The organism is Lactobacillus delbrueckii subsp. delbrueckii DSM 20074 = JCM 1012 (genome assembly GCF_001433875.1).
Classification (GTDB): Bacteria; Bacillota; Bacilli; order Lactobacillales; family Lactobacillaceae; genus Lactobacillus; species Lactobacillus delbrueckii.
The window spans coordinates 6,024-6,932 of sequence record NZ_AZCR01000038.1; the positions used below are offsets into that span (position 1 = coordinate 6,024).

At 48.5% G+C, this 909-nt stretch carries 2 pseudogenes; both read right to left on the bottom strand.

The window, feature by feature from the left end:
* Positions 1 to 208, bottom strand: a pseudogene (locus FD23_RS09830) (hypothetical protein); the annotation flags it as partial.
* 85 nt (positions 209 to 293) lie between these two features.
* Positions 294 to 909, bottom strand: a pseudogene (locus FD23_RS10565) (hypothetical protein); the annotation flags it as partial.

Sequence of the window (909 nt, forward strand, 5' to 3'; positions counted from 1 at the left end):
AAACATTTCCCCGGGCGAGTTTGTAGGATCGGGACTGGACATGGGCCAGCTTGAATCCTTTCGTAGTGGCCAGCTTCTTGCCAAACTTCCAGACCAGCTCCTTCACCTGCTTTAAGCTGGAATAGATCCCATAGTTCTTCTTCCCGTCGATCACCTTGGTCGACAGCTTCTCACTCGCGGCTGCAACTGGCTGACCAGCTTTAAACAAACAGGCCATGGGCATAAATGCAGCTGAAAAGGCCAGCCCCCTTCTTTAATTTAATTCTTCCTATACCCACAATCATTAGACTCAACTATTTTGTAATATGATTCACTTTCAAAGTTTCCGTTGGATGATTCAAGTTGACGTAGAGTTCGGGCCCATAGCTGCTCAAACCTTCAAATTCCCGCCGGCCAGTGTGAAACTTGCGGTAGTTCAATAGCTTGTCAAACTTGTAGTAGTTCAATAGCTTGCCGGCATCTGTTTTGCCATCTAAGCCTGCCCCGATCTTAAAGAGGTAGGCGTTAAAGGCAATATAGTAAACGTCATAGGCACTGTTCCAGACAAAGCCCTGGACTTCAGCGGAATTGCTGATGAGGTCGCTGCCGGTTGCCCCAACTTCCTTGGCCTTGAAGCTGTCACCGTTTCTGCTGATCTTCCAGTATTCATAGCGGTGCTTAGAAGCATTGTGGAAGAGGGCAAGCAAAGTGTTGTCGTCAATTACGTCCGCGTTGAGGAAAATCCGCGGATACTTGGCTGACCCGTTCCAAACCTTGAAGGTCCAGATCTTGTCAATTTCCATGGTGGACTTCTTGACACGGATCAGTTCCTGGGAGTTGGACCAGTTTTTGGACCGGTTCCAGTTGGCCAAAACGTAAACATACTTCTTGGTGCTGCCGACTGACTGGCCATGGCCCAGCTTCATGTAT